General features: G+C 46.5%; 17 protein-coding genes and 1 pseudogene. 8 read left to right on the forward strand and 10 right to left on the reverse strand.

The annotated features are described in order from the left end of the window. Window positions 1-154: 154 nt before the first annotated feature. Genes soxA through MSED_RS01510 form a run of 4 tightly spaced genes read left to right on the forward strand, consistent with a single transcriptional unit; the run spans window position 155 to window position 4,530 of the window. A complete protein-coding gene (gene soxA / locus MSED_RS01495) occupies window positions 155-631 on the forward strand; it encodes a proton pump complex quinol oxidase subunit SoxA (RefSeq protein ID WP_187146790.1) in 477 nt (158 codons plus the stop codon). A 30-nt stretch (window positions 632-661) separates the two neighbouring features. After that, the gene (gene soxB, locus MSED_RS01500) at window positions 662-2,284 is read left to right on the forward strand and encodes a proton pump complex quinol oxidase subunit SoxB (RefSeq protein WP_048059952.1); all 1,623 of its coding nucleotides are present in this window, start codon (window positions 662-664) and stop codon (window positions 2,282-2,284) included. Then, the gene (soxC, locus tag MSED_RS01505) at window positions 2,285-3,973 is read left to right on the forward strand and encodes a proton pump complex cytochrome B SoxC (protein ID WP_011921436.1); all 1,689 of its coding nucleotides are present in this window, start codon (window positions 2,285-2,287) and stop codon (window positions 3,971-3,973) included. A gap of 5 nt (window positions 3,974-3,978) precedes the next feature. After that, a complete protein-coding gene (locus tag MSED_RS01510; RefSeq protein WP_225938900.1) occupies window positions 3,979-4,530 on the forward strand; it encodes a DUF1404 domain-containing protein in 552 nt (183 codons plus the stop codon). On the opposite strand, the gene MSED_RS01515 is transcribed toward MSED_RS01510, so the two are convergent. From MSED_RS01515 to cutB, 8 genes are all read right to left on the reverse strand, one after another. Then, window positions 4,511-5,530 carry a hypothetical protein gene (locus MSED_RS01515; protein ID WP_011921438.1) on the reverse strand — a complete coding sequence of 340 codons (1,020 nt, stop codon included), beginning with the start codon at window positions 5,528-5,530 and terminating at the stop codon, window positions 4,511-4,513. The genes MSED_RS01510 and MSED_RS01515 overlap by 20 nt on opposite strands. A 109-nt stretch (window positions 5,531-5,639) precedes the next feature. Next, window positions 5,640-6,146: a DUF3501 family protein gene (locus MSED_RS01520; RefSeq protein WP_011921439.1), complete on the reverse strand. Its 507-nt coding sequence runs from the start codon at window positions 6,144-6,146 to the stop codon at window positions 5,640-5,642. A 34-nt stretch (window positions 6,147-6,180) separates the two neighbouring features. Further along, complete coding sequence (locus MSED_RS01525) at window positions 6,181-7,380, reverse strand: heterodisulfide reductase-related iron-sulfur binding cluster (protein ID WP_011921440.1); 1,200 nt, start codon at window positions 7,378-7,380, stop codon at window positions 6,181-6,183. Between the two features lies 1 nt (window position 7,381). Continuing rightward, window positions 7,382-7,813, reverse strand: coding sequence for a rubrerythrin family protein (locus MSED_RS01530; protein WP_011921441.1), 432 nt, complete (start codon window positions 7,811-7,813; stop codon window positions 7,382-7,384). An 89-nt stretch (window positions 7,814-7,902) separates the two neighbouring features. Further along, complete coding sequence (locus MSED_RS01535; protein ID WP_048059953.1) at window positions 7,903-8,106, reverse strand: hypothetical protein; 204 nt, start codon at window positions 8,104-8,106, stop codon at window positions 7,903-7,905. A 291-nt stretch (window positions 8,107-8,397) separates the two neighbouring features. Beyond that, window positions 8,398-10,629: a glyceraldehyde dehydrogenase subunit alpha gene (gene cutA / locus MSED_RS01540; protein ID WP_011921442.1), complete on the reverse strand. Its 2,232-nt coding sequence runs from the start codon at window positions 10,627-10,629 to the stop codon at window positions 8,398-8,400. Next, a complete protein-coding gene (gene cutC / locus MSED_RS01545; RefSeq protein ID WP_011921443.1) occupies window positions 10,626-11,114 on the reverse strand; it encodes a glyceraldehyde dehydrogenase subunit gamma in 489 nt (162 codons plus the stop codon). Before cutC ends, cutA begins: the two co-directional genes overlap by 4 nt. After that, entirely contained in the window at window positions 11,104-11,946 is an 843-nt protein-coding gene (gene cutB, locus MSED_RS01550; RefSeq protein ID WP_011921444.1) for a glyceraldehyde dehydrogenase subunit beta, read from the reverse strand. The genes cutC and cutB overlap by 11 nt, the downstream gene beginning before the upstream one ends. Before the next feature lie 223 nt (window positions 11,947-12,169). On the opposite strand from cutB, the gene MSED_RS01555 reads away from it, so the two are divergent. Next, complete coding sequence (locus MSED_RS01555; protein ID WP_011921445.1) at window positions 12,170-14,476, forward strand: M1 family aminopeptidase; 2,307 nt, start codon at window positions 12,170-12,172, stop codon at window positions 14,474-14,476. 14 nt (window positions 14,477-14,490) lie between these two features. Here MSED_RS01555 and MSED_RS01560 read toward each other — a convergent pair. Further along, window positions 14,491-15,027: pseudogene (locus MSED_RS01560) on the reverse strand (winged helix-turn-helix domain-containing protein); the annotation flags it as partial. Window positions 15,028-15,231: 204 nt separating this feature from the next. Between MSED_RS01560 and MSED_RS01565 the strand changes: the two are divergent. Together MSED_RS01565 and MSED_RS01570 are read left to right on the forward strand one after the other, a co-directional pair. Then, window positions 15,232-15,591: a PIN domain-containing protein gene (locus MSED_RS01565; protein WP_011921447.1), complete on the forward strand. Its 360-nt coding sequence runs from the start codon at window positions 15,232-15,234 to the stop codon at window positions 15,589-15,591. Between the two features lie 220 nt (window positions 15,592-15,811). Next, window positions 15,812-16,669, forward strand: a complete 858-nt coding sequence (locus MSED_RS01570; protein WP_225938899.1) for a sodium:calcium antiporter — start codon at window positions 15,812-15,814, stop codon at window positions 16,667-16,669. Between the two features lie 32 nt (window positions 16,670-16,701). On the opposite strand, the gene MSED_RS01575 is transcribed toward MSED_RS01570, so the two are convergent. Beyond that, window positions 16,702-16,941, reverse strand: a complete 240-nt coding sequence (locus MSED_RS01575) for a hypothetical protein (RefSeq protein WP_011921449.1) — start codon at window positions 16,939-16,941, stop codon at window positions 16,702-16,704. Window positions 16,942-17,000: 59 nt separating this feature from the next. On the opposite strand from MSED_RS01575, the gene MSED_RS01580 reads away from it, so the two are divergent. Continuing rightward, on the forward strand, window positions 17,001-18,215 hold the full coding sequence (locus MSED_RS01580) for a 4Fe-4S dicluster domain-containing protein (protein ID WP_011921450.1): 1,215 nt from the start codon (window positions 17,001-17,003) through the stop codon (window positions 18,213-18,215). Window positions 18,216-18,255 lie beyond the last annotated feature (40 nt).

An 18,255-nucleotide genomic window follows, 5' to 3' on the forward strand; every position in this document is an offset into this window, starting at 1 on the left:
TAAAAAGGTAAGCAAGTTAAACTTAAATTAAGTTAAAATAGAAAAGTTAAAAAGGGGGTTTCTCCTTCATTTTAGAATGATAAAAGGGTGTTAAAGATTGGCTGATTTTAAGGAAAAGATAGCCCATCACGCGGAGCTCGCATGGTTTATTGTGATGCTAGTCATGGTTGCAGTTTTCTTCTCATGGTCAGTCATAGAGGTAACTAACGGGTCCAGCACAAGTATAAGGTATGGGTTACCTCTCTTCTCGGGCTTACCAGCTCAGGCCCAGCAAGCCGTTTTAACCTTTGAAAAGTCGCCTCCAGCTAATCATACGTCAGAGATAATAAACGGAATTCTAGTGGTGAACATGACGGCTGAGCAGAACGGAAGTTTCTCTGACGTCTTTCATCCCAACGTAATAGTTGCGCAACCTGGTGAACCTATCACCATTATTCTAAACTCGCCTCAGGTGATCACGGGATTCTTCATAAGACTTCCGGACGGAGTGGTGAATGTTAACGCCATACCAGGAGAACCCAGTTACGTCTACTTCGTGGCACCCAACCAACCAGGAAATTACACCTGGAGGGAACCAGAATTGGCTGGTTATGATTTCTCATATATGACCGGTACCCTTGAGGTGGTGTAAATGAGTTTTCAAGTCAAAGATATTTTAAAAATGGTTTCCAATTACCTTAGTATTTTTTCTGCCTCTAATATAAAGAAAGTGCTGTTCCCATCGACTACCTCTGGGGTCATATGGCAATACTTTGCTGGTTCTCTGGCATGGCTAGCGGTAGTAGGTATGGCAGCTATGAACCTCAGGACCTACCTAACCTACCCTTCAAACAGTCCTGAGGTTGGAGTCACTTACTATGCCTTCTTAACCCTTCATGGCTGGTCAGCCATGCTGGGGCTAGTGCCCTTCGCTGCGATATCCGTGATAGCTTACTCCATGTACAAGGACGGAATGAGCATCAGGAGAACAAAATTGATGAGTGGGATGTTTTGGCTAGCCAACGCAGGCCTCATCTTCGCTCTCCTCGGAGGACCAGACATGGGGTGGTACATGTACCCGCCCCTGGCTGTAGAGGACAACTCCAATTTTCATGCTTTTCTTAACTATCACGGAGCATTAATGGGTATAGCCTATCTCGCCTTGGCCTTAAGCTCATTGGCTCAGACCATTGCCACTGTTAACTTGGTAAGCGATGCCTATGCGACCAAACCCAAGGGACAGAAACTGGGGATATTCTCAGCCTACGGTGTAGCCTTTGCGGTCATTATTGCGTTAACTTTACCAGCGTTAACAGCGGGTGAGTTGTGGTATACCCTTAACATTCTAGCAGGGGTCCCAATCAACACCTTACTATGGCTAGTGCTTTTCTGGTTCTACGGTCACCCCGTAGTGTATTATGTGCCTTTCCCTCTGTTCGGTGCACTTTACTACTTTGTTCCCAAGTTTTCAGGGAGGCCCCTATTCAGCGAAAAGTGGGCAAGGTGGAACATTTACCTCTTGGCCATTGGTTCCATGTTGATATGGGTTCATCACCTCCAGACCTTCCCAATTCCGGTCCCGGTGAGGCTATGGATAAACCTGTCGACCTTGGTGTTGGCTTCTGGTTCAGGTTTAACGGTGCTTAACCTTGGTTTGACGGTTCTAACGAGCAAGGGGTATAACTACAAGGATCCAGTGGGAATGGCGACCTTAATGGCGCTCATAGGGTTTATTCTAGGCGGAGTTCAGGCAGTTCCTCTTCCCATGTTCCCCATCAATCCCATAGTCCACAATACTTACTACGTCGTAGGTCATTTCCACCTCGTTATCTGGACCCTGATACTCATGGGATTCACTGCAGTTTTCCTAGACGTTCTCAGAACTGTGAGGCCAGGATTTGACTACAGCAAGTCGGCAACAAGGCTAATAAACGCGGGCATACTTGTGTGGACCATTCCCTTCGTGATAGTTGGTTACCTGATGAGCATGGAAGGCTACATGGGGATGCTAAGAAGGGTTATTGCTTATCCCACGACCTTCTACCCATACAATCTTTCAATTTCACTTCTAGCTGAGATAGGGATTGCGGGTATAGTTATGGCAGTAGGGTCGGCATTGGTGGAGTTCCTAACTTACTCTCCCTCCACCACAGTAAGCGTTTCATCTGGATCTGGATCATCTACTCCTTCGATCTCCTTAGCCACAGATCAAAATGACAAAAAGGGAGAATTTTTTGATAATCTTAAACTTAAGCTTAATAACAGTGTTTATGGAAAATCTTCCGAATTAAGAAGGGTGAGATAAATGACTGAAACTTCACAGGAAAAAAAGAAGGGTCTAATAGATCAAATTCTTGATAGGGTAGGGGTAACTGAGGCTCCGTTCTTTAAGACCCCCGACTACATGTATAACATTTCCTACTGGCTTGGTGCCATGGTCTCAGCTGCTTTTATCTACACTGTAATCACCGGGCTCTTCCTTTTACTTTACTATATGCCAGCTAATCCTTACCCTCAGACACAGGCGATAATTAATACTGTGCCCTATGGGTCGGTCATCCTTTTCAGTCACCTTTATGGAGCTTACATCATGATCATCCTAGCGTATATCCACATGTTTAGGAATTTCTATAAGGGAGCTTATAAAAAGCCTAGGGAACTGCAATGGGTAACTGGAGTTTTGTTACTCGCTCTGACCATGGGTGCTTCATTCTTTGGCTATAGCCTCGTGAGCGACGTACTGGGAGTCAATGCAATAAACATCGGGGAAAGCCTTCTTGTGGGAACTGGGTTCCCAGGTGCTTCCACTATTGCAAATTGGCTATTTGGACCCGGAGGTGACGCAGCTACAGCCAGTAACCCACTGGTTAAATCGCAGCTATTTGATAGGCTTCTTGGCTGGCACATCATCATGGTGTTCCTGATAGGCCTTCTATTTGGTGTTCACTTCCTCATGTCAGAGAGATACGGTATGACTCCCTCTGCTAAGGAAAAGCCCAAGGTTCCAGCATATTACACAAAGGAGGAGTGGTCTAAGTTCAACGAGTGGTGGCCCAGGAACGTGGTTTACATGCTATCAATCGTGCTGATGACCTGGGGAATTATCCTGTTTATCCCAGATCTACTAGCTAACATCAACGGCCTACCCATTGTGATCAATCCTTACCCTGCACCTGAACCCGGGACCGCAGCAGCTCTTTCCACACAACCCTACCCACCTTGGTTCTTCCTATTTCTATACAAGTTTGTGGACTTTGAGCTTCCCAATGGACAGGCCATGAGTCCAGCTCAGGCACTTTCAATACTAGTGGTTATTCTAATGGTGCTGATTCTAATGCCCTTCTTTGAGAACAGCGAATACATGTTCCTAAGGAACAGGAAGTTCTGGACGTGGATAATGACCGTAGCGTGGGTGTCCCTCATAGAGTTAAGCGTATGGGGATACCTAGCTCCAGGAGTTCCAGCTCCAACTAGCCAACAGGTGGAGATTCTCGGAATCCCAGCGGTAATAATAGGTCTTGTTATTCTTGCTACAGGTAGACAAAAAAGCTCAAAGTCAGCACCTTCTCTTAATGCACCAGAAACTGTTCCAAAAATTGGACCAACATCAATCCTTGGAACTGCAATAGCCTCGCTACTGTTCGCCGGCAGTTTCGGAGTTTGGTTAATGCACCCTGTCATGATTAACATGATAATGATGATACCCTTTGGGGCATTAGCTGTTTACATGGTGTATAGGATGGCCTCTGGAATGAGGGTTAAAGTTGCCAAGCCCGCGGGTACAATGACATGGGAGGAGGTTAAGTTTAGGAAAACAATTGCCTTGTTTGCCCTTCCAGCAATTCTAGTGGTAACAGCTATACAGACTGCAATAATGTGGAAACTTCCAAGTGTGGGACCACAGGCTACCTACGCTGGAATGGATCTAGGTATACTCCTGTTCCTATGGGGTGTGGCCATCCAGCTTTATCATTACATAGTTTATGTTAGGTGAGGATCTTGTTAAATTCCAAGTCAAAGGTTTTTTATGTTATGGCTTCAGTTGCCTTGATAGTTCTCACTGTAAACCCCTTCACGCTCGAGGCTTTGCCTAAGAATCCCCTAGTTCTCATGGCCTCCCATTATTCCCTGTACTTTGCAGGTGCCTTAGCGGGATTAGGGCTTTTCAGATTTAACAAGCTTTTAGCTATCCCCGCAGTAATACCTCCCATCGTTTTTCATTTGCCCTATTTCTTTGTGGAATCTGGAGTGAGCCTGCCCTGGACATTTGTGGACTATTCCCTAACGGTCGTGGGAGGCATACTATTGGGAGGTTCAATGAGGCAAATGGGTAAGGTCATGAAGGGTTCTTTATTCGTACTTTATATGATTGGAGATACAACTCTTGCAATACTATTAATACTTGGCTTTCCGGTCTATTCTTCTCCAACAGTACCATTCTCTCCATATTCCACTACTCAACTAGTGGAAGTCTCCTATTTGATGTTCGGAGTAATGAATGCTATACTATTTGGAGTTCTAGGATATACTCTTAAGAAGTTACTTGAGTAGCTTTCTTTTTTGTATCTACAACAAGGGATGATATGGCGAACGTGCTAGCGCCCACTATTATTGAAAAGTCGGAGTAGTCCATCATTGATGGGATAACAGGGTAGACAACTCCTCCAAGGGCCGCGGAGTTTATGGCGATCCCCGAGTTGGTGGAATTAATTCCGTACCTTCTGGCAATCACGGGAGTAATGGAGTTTAGGCCTAATCCTGCCATGGTGAAGGGTAACAGGAAATAGATGTAGCCGTCAAAAAAGAGGACGCCTGAGATAGAGGCTATCCCGGCCACAATCACTGTTAATACCCCTGGATTAATCTTCCTGCTCAGGGCTGGTAAAACGAAGTACATGGGTATGGCCATCACGTATGATATTAATACGATATCCCACGAGTACCCATTTATCTCTAGGAAGTATGGCGCCAACGATAAGGAAAACGCTGGAACAAATGACAACAAATAGGTCAACACGCCCAGAGGAGAGGGTATCCCTGCTTTGGTCTTTCTAATCTTCATGTCTCCTCTAGATATCAATGGCAAAAGTAGGATCGATAAGGCTCCCGTTGATATGGCCAAAGTCCAGGATTTCAGTATCATTGAGGTTATCCCAGCAAGTGTCCAGCCAATGGCCCAACCCCCTAAAGTCCCACCAATGACCTTCCGATCGTTTATCTCCATTGCCTCATACATTGCCATGGACGACATTAAACCGAAGACCACTCCCACAATTAACCTTATTGTGATTTCAGCAGGGAAACTGATCAAAAGTGCTGAAAGTAGTGAAAGGGATGCGGATGCCCCCAACATTAGCTTGTAAAACTCTGTCAGACTCAACGTGTGTCCGAACCTGGCGAACAAGATTGAACCCACTAGCCTTCCGCCATAGGGAATAGAGATTATCAGGAAAGATTGAAGGGGGGATAGCCCCAGAAAATTCACAAGGAATGAAGGTAGGACGAACACGTAAGTGGCAACAGCGTAACTTATTATTGGTCTTATCTTCACTCTAGATCTATTGTATGAACTTATCTTGAAGAATATAAGCAGTAACTAGAAAAGTTTTAATCTTTCAAGAAAAGTTATGGATTGTCAATTGCAGAAGTAGGGCTTAAAGTTAGCACTCAGAGTAGGCTTCCTCTATGAGCTTTTTGGCTAGTGCCTCATCTACCTTCGCGTTCACCCTGTAGTTTTCATGTATTACGAGGACTTCCATGTTGGTGTCCCTTGAGTTCTCAAGGTCAAATGTTAGGAACTGGACCGTGCTGAATTCCTCTCCCTGTTCCCTTCCTGCCTCTGGTTCGCCCTTGATCAGTTTGTTGCCCACTTTCATGAAGATGCTGTCGTAGATTTTTGGAAGGGTCTTGAATACCTTCCTCAGGTCATCCTCGTTCTCCGCGTATATGTATAGGCTTGCCTTGATCTTGCCATTGCAGGGTAAGAGCGAACTGTAAATATCTATTTCCCTCTTTATATCCTCAGGCTTGCTCAACTTGTCAAGGTATACCATCTCCTGGATCTGCTGAAGTACAGTATCCTTGTTCTCAAAGAGAATTGACATCCTGTCTCCAAGCTCTATCCTTCTACCCTTCTTCAGCTGAGCTGATCTCCTAACCCTCTCCATCCTCACTTTCTCGTACTCATACCAGGGAAGTATTTCATTTACTTGGATTATTTTTGATCACCTCCTTGAGTAGTGAGATGGGATGGACAGCCTTCCTTCCCGAAGCCTTTTCTATCTGAAGACCAGCGAGCGGGCACTCCGTGGCGAATATATCCGCCTTACTGTTAGCGAAGGCGTCCATCATCTTTGCCCCTACAACCTTGGCCTTGCTGTAATTTCTCAATCCCCAGCCTCCGTCTATGCCCGAGCATCCCATGTTGGACATCTCCACGTTGAGCTTCAGGGTTCTCATAGCCTGAACTCCGGGAAGCCCAACCTTCAGGTATTTTAGGTGACAAGGGGTATGGTAGAACACGTTCTTGGGAATCTCTCCATTCCAGCTGATCTTGCCATCCTTCCTCAACTTCATGAGATATTCCATGACGTCATATACCTTGATTGGCTCCCTGTCCAGGATGTACTTGTACTCCTTGGTTAACATGAGCGTACACGTGGGTATTGGGGAGACAACGTCATAGCCCTTGTCCATGTATTCCTTCAGCATCTTGAAGTTCTTCTCAGCGTTTTTCTTAAGTTGAGTTGCATCCCCCACATCCAACATGGGAGCACCACAGCAAGCAAAGTTATCAGTGACTACCTCAATGTTGAGTGCATTTAGAACCTCGACCACATCCTCACCTATCTCGGGATAGAAGTTCTCCACTAGGCAGGTGTGGAAAAGAACGACCTTCGCAACGGGTTTCTCAATCTTCTTGGGCTTTACCGTTTTCAGGAAACTTCTGTCAGCTAGCCTCAGGGAAGGCGCGTCAGGACTAATCCCCATGAACTGCTTTCCACCCTCCAAGAATTTCTTGGCAATTGGCCTAACAAGCGTGGCAGTATCCAGCATCTCAAATAGCCTATCCCTTAGGGTCAGCCCTGTCTTGCTCTTGTAATAGAGCCAGGCCCACGCCATTAGGTGGGGAAAGTCCATGTTAAACTCATGGGGCGGGGTGTAGGGACAGTTCACGTAACACATGTTGCAGTGGAAACAATCAGAAGCTACGTCGAATAAGTCCTCCAAGGTTAGCTTGGAAGGACCCTTCTTATCCGTGTACTGGAACATCTTCGGGAAGGCAGGGCAGTAATTGAAGCATAACCTACAACCGTGACATATAGTAGCTTGCCTGACAAATTCAGATTGTAACTTTGAAGAGTCAAAAAAAGCGGGATTATCTTTGTTTAGGGTGTACAATTTAGCTCCCTTTCAACATCTTGAGAGCGTTTGTGAACTTTTCAGCGTGGCTCTTCTCAGCCCTGGCTAGGGTTTCAAACCACTCTGCAGCCTCGTCAAATCCCTCTTCCCTAGCTGTCTTGGCGAAGCCTGGATACATTTGGGTCCACTCGTAGGTCTCTCCCGCTATGGCAGACTCCAGCATCTGCTCTATTGTGCCTATGGGTTTGTCAGTGGCCGGGTCCACTGATCCTCCCTGTCTTATGAAATCTAGGTGTCCGAAAGCGTGTGCTGTCTCACCTTCAGCGATGCTCCTTAAGAGTTGAGCTAGCTCGGGGTATCCCTCCTCGTCTGCTCTCTTAGCGAAGTATAGGTACCTTCTGTTTGCCATGGATTCGCCCATGAAACCATGTTTAAAGTTTTCCTCTGTTTTAGTTCCCTTTAGGCTCTTCATAGTCTCTAAATTATACTGACAAAGGTATTATAAAAAAGTTTCGACTCCATTATTCGTTCTATTTAAGAATAACTCTAATTTAACCCCGTTTAAGGCCAGGGTTCCTCCCTATTCTCAGGCGATTTCGTGGAGAGTCCTATGAAGGATGCAACGGTTAACAGCAGGATACCTATGTATAGGGGTGCATCAGGTGAGTTGCTGAAATAGGCAATCTTACCCAGTAGACCTGCCACCATTACTAGGACTCCAATTACCGCCAGACCGGTGCACGAACAGATTTCCTTGAGCTTCATCTTATCACAAGTAATTATAGAATGTTTGATCTTATAAGTTTTGCTATATTTGAGATAAACAAGACAAAACGAAATACAATCATGAGAAAATGTCTATGAAAGTAGTTATTTATGTATTCATGTTTACATGGCGTCGTTGCGTAAAATACCGTGAAGCGACATTGGTTAAGTGTCCTAAGGGCTACGAATAACTTGGCCTCCAGGGTAAACAGAGGTAAAGTACCAGGAAAAACACGTTTTTCTTCAAGAACTCATAAGGGGAGAGCTCCGGTCACATGAGGGAAAAAGAGGTTAACTAAGGATATCCTCAGGAGTGACCGGCGTCTTGTTAAATCTCTTTCCTGTTGCGTTCTCTATGGCCCTTACTATGGCAGCTGGTCCCACAATGAGGGATGCCTCACCAACTCCCTTGCTCTTGGTAAGATAGTTTGAAGGATGATATTTCTCTGCGAAGTAGCTCTTGAACTTAGGTGCTTCCACAGCTGTTGGGACGAAATAGTCCGCATAGGTCACCGCTAATTGACCATTCTCGTTGATGATAGCCAGTTCATAGAGCGCCTGACCCACAGCCTGCGTTCCTCCTCCATGTACCTGACCCTCAGCCAATGCAGGGTTTATGACCCTACCAATATCGTCATAGGCCCTATATTCCTTCACCCTTGCAATACCGTAATCGTCAACCTCAACTACCGCCACATGCACTCCATATGGGAATGTCACATCTCCCTCGAGCATAACGCTTGCTGAAATTCCAGGTTCTTTCCCCGAGTACGCCTCCCTCGCCACAGCATCCCAGCTCATCTTCTTGCCCTCCTTCTTGTGCACGAACTCTCCATTTCTATACTCTATTTCCTCTACGTCAGCCTTCATGGACCTGGCTGCCACGCGTTTCATCTTCTCGAGGGCTTGCCTGCTTGAGGTAATTGCAGCGCTTCCAGCTATGGCCAAAGTTCTAGACCCGTAAGTGCCTGTACCGGCTGGAATAGCCTCGCTGTCTCCCCAAGTAACCTTAATCCTCTCTATGGGTATCTGGAGCTCATCAGCTACCAGCTGAGCTATTGCCGTCTCCGTACCTTGCCCGTGTGGCGTACCTCCAATGGCCACTATAACGCTACCGTCTTCGTTCACCCTAGTCTCTGAATACTCGTATGGTCCGAAACCACATATCTCAAGGTAGTAGGCTAAGCCAACGCCAACCTTCTTACCCCTCTTTCTTTCATTCTCTGCCCATTCCTTCAGCTTGTGGTACTCGAGAACTTTCACGCCTTCCTTGAGCAGGGTTGGGTAATCACCTGTATCATACTTAAGGCCGAATGGGTTAGTGTAGGGCATTTGGTCCTCCCTCACGAGGTTCCTCATCCTCACCTCAACGTCGTCCATCTTGAGTTCATCAGCCACCGTACTCATTATTCTCTCAATGATGAAGGTTGCCTCGGGTCTACTGGCTCCTCTGTACATGGTGATAGGTATGGTATTGGTGTATATTGCCCTGCTTCTTATGGCCAAATCCCTAACCCTGTAGGGACCTGGAATCATTGGCGGGATAATGGTTGGCTGTAGACCCTCTGTATAGGTTAGGTAAGCTCCAAGTTCAACGTCAAGAGTGCCCTTAATTGCCACGAGGGTACCGTCATTCTTGAAGCCTATTTCTCCTCTGAACACGTTATGCCTCGAGTTGGTGGCAATCATCTCCTCCGTCCTTGTCGCTGTCCACCTAACTGTCCTCCCTAGCCTTATGGACGCAGCGATTACCGCGAGCTCCTCCGGTAGTATGTGAGCCTTACTTCCGAAACCTCCTCCCACATCGGGCATTATTACCCTGATCCGGCTTTCGGGTATGTTGAAGATCCTGCTGAATTCTGACCTAGCGAAATGGGGTATTTGTGTTGAGTACCAGATGGTGAGATTTGCCCCATCATACTGGGACACAATTCCCCTAGGCTCCATGGGGGATGGAATAAGACGATTATTAGCTATCTCCACCTCAACCCTCTTATCCGCACTTGAGAGTGCCTTTTCAGCGTCCCCTGCATTGAAGTCTCCAACGTATCCGAAGTTGGTTCCGAGTTCCTTATGCACAAGGATCTTATCCTCCTTTGCCTTCTCCATGTCAACTACGGCATCAAGGGGTTCTATATCCACGTTAACTGCCTCGGCAGCGTCCCTGGCAGTGTACTTGTCCTGGGCAATTACCATGGCAATGGGTTCACCGTTATACTTGGTCTCACCCTGGGCGAACCTCCACAGGGGTATCTTCCATGGCCTTGGATCGATGTAAGTGGTCCATGGACCTATTCCTCCCTTAATGATCTGATTAAGCTCCTCCCCGGTGAATACTGCAACAACACCCCTCATCTTCAGGGCGTCGTCCCTATGTATCCTCTTTATGACTCCGTGAGCAACATTGCTCCTCACGAAGGTGGCATATAACGAATTTACCTTGATATCATCAACGTAGGTGCTTCTACCAGTTACAAACTTATCGTCATATAGTCTTTTTACGGCCTTACCTGCGTAACTCATGCTCTCATCCTCCTAGAGGCGTCTAATATTGCGTTCACTATGTTCTGATACCCGGTGCATCTGCAGATGTTACCGTGTATCATGTCCCTTACCTCCTCTTCTGTGAGTTCCTTCTTTTCCGAAAGGATGTAATGGGCCTGAACTATCATCCCTGCGGTACAGAAACCGCACTGAAGAGCAAAGTTGTCCTTAAACGCCTGTTGCACTGGGCTCAGTTTCGAATCACTTGACAGTCCTTCGATCGTGGTAATCTCCTTGCCGTTGGCTTGAACGGCAAGCATTGTGCAGGACTTAACTGATTTCCCGTTCACCAGGACAGTGCAGGCTCCACAGGTTGAGGTGTCACAACCTATCTTGGTTCCCGTGAGGTTGAGGTTTTCCCTTAGGAAATCCACGAGCAATTTCCTAGGCTCAACCTCGTCCTCGTAATATACGCCGTTTACCTTTACCCTTATTTTAACCCTTTGGTCCGGTTCAACCTTCACGTCTCATCTCCTCCAATGTGTTTCTTAATAACCTCTTCATGACCTCCCTTCTATAGGATGAGGACCCCCTTGAATCAGACGGGGGATTTACCCCGGCCACAGCAAGCTCTGTGGCCTTCGAGATGTCACTATCACTGAGCTTTGTTCCCTTCAGGGCGTTCTCCGCCTCAAGTGGTCTGTGGGGCCTATCCCTTACCCCCGTAAATGCAATTCTAACGTCCTTTACCTCACCTGCCTCCATCTTGAGGAGGAGAGCCAGTCCTACTAGGGCATAATCCCCTGCTCTTCTGACCAGTTTCTTGTAGGTCTGCCTGTACCCCTTAAAGGCCTTAACCTTGACCTGCTCCAGAACCTCTGAAGGTTCCAGGGCAGTGGTGAATGCCCCCTTGAAGAACTCTCCAGCCTTTACTTCCCTCGTCCCCCTCCTTGACCTGATGACCATGGTGGCGTCCAGCGCCGTGAAAAGTGCAGGGTAGTCAGCGGAAGGGTCTGCGTTGCTTAGACTTCCTCCCACAGTCCCCATGTTCCTAACTTGGATATCCCCAACCTTAGACGCAGTCTCCTGAATAATCTCAAGTCCCGGTATTTTCCTAGATGCTAGCTCCCTGTGTCGTGTGGTGGCACCAATGGATGTGGTCTCTCCCTCACGTATAAAGGACAGCTCACCAAGGTCTCCAATGTCCACGAGGTACCTGGGCTTCAGGATCCTCAGTTTCAGCATGGGTATGAGGCTTTGTCCACCCGCTAGAACTTTCGCCTCATTGCCTTCGAGAAAATCCAGGGCCTCATTCACAGAATCTGGTTTGTAATACCCAACTTGTGCAGGATACATCTTAATATTGTTTAACTAATCGTTAATAAAGAGTTACATTCCTTCTTAACCATTGTTACTATATAAGCTCAACATTTCCTATTCGTTAGGTTAGTGATAGATATCCTCGTAAAATCTTACAGAAAGGCTTAAATCATTTCTGTTTTATAAGAAATATTTATAGTGATTTTTATTTCTCCTCACGAAGGCAACAGTTTTAATCGAGGAGCCATACAAGACTTTCATGAGCTACGTTCCAGCCAGGGAAATGGAGCAGGTGAGAATTGGGAAAGGATATGTTCTAAAGGAGCACGAAAAGCATTACCCGGAAAATTACCCTTGTACTATTAACTCTGCCACCTATTTCCTCAAGGTAGATGGGAATAAGCTAGAGGGTAAGGCGAACCTGTCCATGGAATGCAGGAAGGGACAGATGATTCTGAACGGAAGGCATTTTACCGTGAAGGAGTTCTCAGTCAACGGAAGGGCAACGTATTACTATGATGGTAACACGTTCAGGTTTGATGTAGACTCTGGTCCCAACTCGTTGACCATGTCTTATTCCGCCTCCTTAATGGGTTCGGTTCAGAGACTCGAAGAAATGAGCGAAGTCTCCACTACCGGTGAGACCGAGAACCCCATCTACTGGATACCCTCCCTCGCGGAACCTACGATGAAGACCAAGACCGAGTTATACGTTCAGGTAAAGAAACCACTCATGGCTGTATCCAATGGGGAGTTAAGGGAAGTTAGAGACTTGGGAGATTGGGTTGAGTACCATTGGGTAATGGACTTTCCACATTCGTTTTATCTAACTAGCCTTGCTGTGGGAGAGTTCTCGACGTTTAAGGAACAAGTGGACGGCGTCGTCCTGGAGTATTATCTACCCAAGGGTTTTGAGGATTACCTCTGGAACCTGGAGAGCACAAGGAGGGCCATGAAATTCTTCTCTAGTTATACAGGGGTTGCCTACCCATTTAAGAGATACGCCCAGGTTGTGCTCTTTGGAATGAACGGAGGAATGGAGTATATAACCAGTACCCATTTAACTTGGAGGGTGTTGCACGATAGGAGGGCAGACGCAGAGTATAGTGCGGATTCCCTAATCGCTCACGAATTGGCCCATCAATGGTTTGGGGATCTCGTCACCACCAAGGATTGGCCAAATATCTGGTTAAATGAGGGTTTCGCAACATATTTTCAGGCCCTATTCACCGAGGCCGATAAGGGAAGAGAGGAGTTTCTCTATGACATGTACACGAAATTGAAAACCTACCTTGAGGAGACCGAGGAGTACACGAGGCCCATTGTGAGTAGATACTATAAGTGGCCTGATGAACTCTTTGACAGGCATACGTACCAGAAAGGAGCTCTAGTTCTTCATGCGTTAAGAAACGCACTGGGAGACGAGATCTTCAGGGAAGGTATCAGGACTTACCTGGAACAGCATGCAGGTAAATCCGTGGATACGGAGGACTTCAGGAAATCCATGGAGAGGGTCTCTGGACAGGACCTTTCGCAGTTCTTCGACCTTTACGTGTATTCCGCAGGCCATCCAGAGCTCACGGTCTCTATTCAGTACAATGAAACCCCTGTAGTGGTGCTGGAACAGGGAGAACCTAGTTATCCCCTGGAACTTGAGCTTAAGATAGTGAGTAATTCTACGGCGGAGATTAGGAAAGTGAAGATGACATCTGCAAGGGTAGAGATACCCCTGCCCAGTCTGAGGTATGTCTGCGTTGACCCAGAGTTCAAGGTATTTGCCGTGGTCAATGATAATCAACCGGAGGAAATGCTCGTCTCTGAGACCGAGGACCCCAGCATCATGTGCAGAATTAGATCTGCAAAGGGATTATCCAAGTACACGGACGAGAAAGCCATAAAGGCCTTGGGAAGGCTCTTGGATGACAGCTTCTGGGGAGTTGCGTATGAGGCTGCTGTAAGCCTTGGGAAAATCAAGACGCAGGAAGCGTTAAATGAACTATCCTCTCATAGACTCTCAAACCCAAAGGCCAGAAGAGGTATAGCTAAGGCCTTATCCGAGTTTAAGTACGACGAGAGGGCAGCGGAGCTTGCCATCTCCATGCTCAGGACAGAGGAAAACTACTACGTAAAGGCTGAGCTAATAAGGAGTCTCGGCAAGATAGGTATTCAGAAATACCAGGAGGAAGTGAAGAGATATTATGCAGAGGACAGCCATCTAGACGTGGTAAGGTCCGCAGTCCTAGAGGCATTGGCCCAGTTTGGATCTCAGGAGAACTACGACTTCATCCTGGAGAAGGCGTTCAAGGGGGAGAGCTTCCCAGTTAGGGAGAGTGCCACAAGGTGGTTGGGGAAGTTTGGGGACAGGGCTGTAGATCCCCTCTCAGTCCTTGTGAGGGATAGGTTACCTAGGGTAAGGTCGTCAGCTGTTGAGGCACTGGTCGAGACTTCCAGCCTGAAGGCACTACCCATACTTCAGTCAGTGATAAGGAACGAGGACGAAGATGGAAGAATAAGAGCTCTGGCGCTCAGGAAAACCTACTCCTTGGGGAAGATCCAAGCGAAATAGTTTTAGGTTTTTCCTCATTGGTGTGCAAGTTCAATTCCAAGAATTCTCTTGATGGAGCTTTCATCGTTTTTCAGTATCTGAACCCTTTTGCCGTCACTGTAAACAAGGAATTTCTTTCCAAGTATTACTCGAGGTCTAGAAACGAATATGTACCCTTTACGGCAGTCATTTTCCTCGCATATTTCAAGGTTTGCGACAAACACTGAGTTATTGATTTCCCTATATGAGATTCTATTCCTCGCCAGAATCTCCTTTACCCTGTCAAGTGGTGACTGAGGGGCGACTTCACTGACAGGGATCAATTCCTCTATCTCTCTTTCAAGTCTAGCTTCCTCCTCCTTGATGGAGGCAAGTCTATTCAGTAGATTAAGAGCCATGATTCCCTTGGGAGTTAAGTATAGCATTCTATCCTTTTCCTCTATGAGGTTCCAAGCCTCCAGTAGCGAGAGATATTTTTTCAAAAGATCAAAACTAATTCTTGCTCCTGCCATAAGGCTTGTTTTCCTTATCCCATTCTGTGCAAGCTGAAGCATGTCCCTTATAATGTCATTGGTAGTTCTTTTTTTTTAGCCAAAGCAATTCACTAATACTACTGTGTGTAATACTATATTATAAGTATTTCCCACTTGCAAGAACCAGGTTTGAGTTTTGAGGTTAATATTGTGGCTCGTTGTTTATTTCTAGATTATTCATTTCCATTTATCTGGGGGCCTCGTCGCTAGGTGTTCCCTCCATGAGGCAATTACTCAGGGGTCTTGATCTCCTTACTGCAAGGGGAACTTGAGGATCTGTACTGTAGGATAAGGAATGAAGAGATCGATCTAGTGACCAATGTGGTCAACCTTACAGAGGTATATTACGTTCTCTGCAGAAGACTAGGTGCTCAGAGGGCAGAGGAAATTGTTAATAGTATCGTAAAGTCCGGCTACTTCAGCGTCGTTGGCGTCTCCAAGAAGATATATAGGGAGGTATCTCTGTGTAGGTGTAAGCATGCAATTTCCCTCTCTGATTGTTTCTCTATTGCCACCGCGAAGGCCCGTGGAATAAAGGCCCTGTTTAGAAGAGAGAAGGAACTTGAAGGTATTCGGAAGGAGTCTGTGGAGTTCGTTGATTAATTGATCTATAGTTATTTAATTTGAAGTGTATGTGTCATAACACATCGTCAAGTCTGGACCAAGGGCTCAGACTGCTCAAGTTTTATAGACTAGGCGATCAAACTCATTGTTAATCGCTGAACCTTTTTCATTTTCTAAGTCATCTTTCAAGGGAAAATTAATCAATTGTTCATCTCTAAATACTCAAAAGCTTATAGGGAATAAAGTCGTAATATTGAATGTGTTAGTCACTGAGATAGCCTCCATACCTCTTTTCCTACTGGGCGTGGAGCTCATCTACAGGGGGGCAAAGTTCTCTAGTCCTTACGTGATCGCCCTAATTTCAATTTTACCAGAGTTGATAATAACCTTGGAAGCGTCGTTCAGGTCAAACTATTACGTGGCGCTCTCAACTGTACTGGGGAGCGTTATCTCCCTCTACGTAATTGGGGTTGCGTTCTTTGGAGTGGTCCATTTCATTAGATGGAAGAGCGACTTCAACGTAGGAATTCAGAGGGAATACCTCTTCATAGTTGTCGCCTCCCTCTTCATAGGTCTCATGGGTCTCACGGGTAGAATAGATGTTTGGTGGGGAGTTGTCCTATTTGGTTTATTCCTGGCATATAGCGTAATGAAAGTGAACAGGAGGGTAGTTAGGGATTCTAAGGCAATTCCAGCCCTACTTGTCGGTAGTGTTATAGTCTGGATATCCTCATCCTGGCTTCTTCAAGACATCTTCTCGTTATCAGCAATGTTTCACGTGCCTCCGTATTATGTTGCCATACTCATAGTTCCCGTTATGTCCAACCTACAGGAAATCTCAACTGCCCTCAGATCAAGGAAGGAGAACGTGATGAGGGACCTGCTCCTTGGAGTGATAAATGAGAATCTTATGGCTTCCAGCTTGCTCCTTGCCATAATAGGGTTTGCGTCAGGGGTAAGCGGGATAGCCCTAGACTCTTTAACACCTCTTATTGAGGTCTCTTTCTTAGCGGGGATCCTAGCATATTTCCTAATAAAGAATGGCCAAATCAAGCTCTACGATTCAATACTAATGATGTTAGGCGTGTTGGTATTCATTGGGATGTTCAGACTGTGATCTTGTCTCTCCCCTTCCAGAGAACTAGTCTGCTAGCTATTACACCAAGATCTGATGTCCTTAGTTAGCTTTTCAATGCTTTCCTTTTCCAGGCTCTGTCCCAGGATGAATTCGGCCGTGCTTTCTATTAAGCTTCTAATCTCATCATCGGAGGAGGAACATACCCTCGTCTTATCCATTTCTGACGCGTGGCTCAGAGTTCCCTCCTTATCAGCTATCAACTTCGCCAGAAAATTTCTTATCAGTGCTGTTCTATAGAAATTGCTTTCCATAAAAAATGTTTAAATGTATAGGTAATAAACCTTAATATTATTAGGCAAGACATTCAATCATGGAAACCCTTAAGCTGAGTGACAGGGAACTCAGGCTCGGCTTCACATTCGATCACGACAAGTGCATAGTCTGCGGAGCCTGCGTCGATGCCTGCAACAGGGCTTACGGTGGGAACTGGAGGGTACTCCCAGTCTTCGAGCTAGAAGGGGGCAAGACTGCCCTCTCCATGTCGTGCAATCATTGTGATAACCCCGTCTGCATGAAGTCCTGTCCTGCCGTGGCTATCTCCAAGAATGAAATGGGGATTGTCACCATAGACTCCAACAAGTGTATAGGTTGCGGTTACTGTCAATGGGCCTGTCCCTATGAGGCGCTGCATTTCTCGAAGGATGGGACCATGGGTAAGTGTCACCTCTGCGTTGACAGGCTTGGAAAGGGAATGCCCTATTGCGTGGAGAGTTGTCCCACGGGGGCACTGACCTTTGGCTGGCTGGACAGGCCAGATGGCGAGGTTAACTACCTTGCGCCGGCGTCTATAACTAGACCGAGGTTAAAGATTGTTAATCCCAAGGAGATAAAGGCGTCTCCCCTGAAGGAAAAGAGAGAGGAGAATGCAACAGGTCTGATTGCCTTCACCCTTGGGAGCGAGATAGCTCTGGTCTATTCCCTGTTGAGATTGCCATATTTTGCACTGATTGCCTTCGTGCTCCTCGCTGGCACCCTCCTTCTATCAGTGGGTCACGCCAAGGTCAATGTCAGGTCCATGAGGGTAATTCTCAATTTGTCCACCTCCTGGCTCAGCAGGGAGGTCCTCTTCGGTGGGCTCTCGGCGCTAGCCTTTCTCCTTTCAATGTTCATAGGGAACGCGTATTATGTGGCCCTACCCCTTCTAGTTCTCAGCGTGATCTCCTCGATAATGATTTACATGTTAAAGTCTAGGCCATCCTGGTATCATCCTGACACTCCAATGTCATTCCTTGGGGCAGGGTTCACGGTGGTGTCCCCTCTGGCCTACGTCTTCATTCATAGTCCAGCGCTACTCGTGTTGGGGGCAGTGTTTGCGGTAGGCGAGATAATCACCGCCAGATCTAAGGCGAAGATGGGTTTCAAGGACAGGAGGATTCTCAATTTGCCGTACTTGGTACTCGAGATTGCGACTTTCTTCGTTCCCCTAGCAGGTGTTGTAACAGCAGTCGTGTCCATATTATCAGAGATAATACATAGACGGGAATTCTTTCAAAAGGTAGTATACTACGGCGTTCCAACAGTTTAAATTTTTCAGTAACAATCTTTATTAGACTAACAAGTTAATA

The sequence above is a fragment of the Metallosphaera sedula DSM 5348 genome, assembly GCF_000016605.1.
In the GTDB taxonomy this organism is placed as follows: domain Archaea; phylum Thermoproteota; class Thermoprotei_A; order Sulfolobales; family Sulfolobaceae; genus Metallosphaera; species Metallosphaera sedula.